Origin of the sequence: Schinkia azotoformans LMG 9581 (assembly GCF_000307855.1) — a bacterium.
Taxonomy (GTDB): Bacteria; Bacillota; Bacilli; order Bacillales; family Bacillaceae_J; genus Schinkia; species Schinkia azotoformans.
Window position 1 is genome coordinate 1 of record NZ_AJLR01000145.1, and the last position, 512, is coordinate 512.

Here is a 512-nt window from a genome sequence, read left to right on the forward strand (position 1 = left end):
CATTGCGATGGAGATACACCAGATCACGCTCAAGGCATGAAACTTAAAGTGTTTGTTGGCGCAGAACACACACATACAGCTCAAAAACCTGAAGTCCTTGACATCACAGGTTTGATCTAATCAGGAAGGAACGAACATAATGGCACAAGTACAATATGCCGGCACAGGCCGTCGTAAAAATGCAGTAGCACGCGTACGTCTCGTACCTGGTACTGGTAAAATCACAGTTAACGGACGCGAAGTAGAAAGCTACATCCCACACGCAGACATGCGTCTTGTTATCAACCAACCATTTGCAGCTACACAAACAGAAGGTAGCTACGACACTCTCGTAAACGTAAATGGTGGTGGTGTATCTGGTCAAGCAGGAGCTATCCGTCACGGTATCGCTCGTGCATTGCTCCAAGTAGACCCAGACTTCCGTAGTGCTTTGAAACGCGCTGGACTTCTTACACGTGACGCCCGTATGGTTGAACGTAAAAAACCAGGTAGCAAGAAAGCCCGCAAAGCAT

At 47.7% G+C, this 512-nt stretch carries 1 protein-coding gene; it reads left to right on the plus strand.

Features of this window, described 5'->3' with window-relative positions:
• Positions 1 to 139: 139 nt before the first annotated feature.
• Positions 140 to 512, plus strand: a 373-nt coding sequence (gene rpsI / locus BAZO_RS16215) for a 30S ribosomal protein S9 (protein ID WP_003332767.1), incomplete at its 3' end; no start/stop codon positions are given.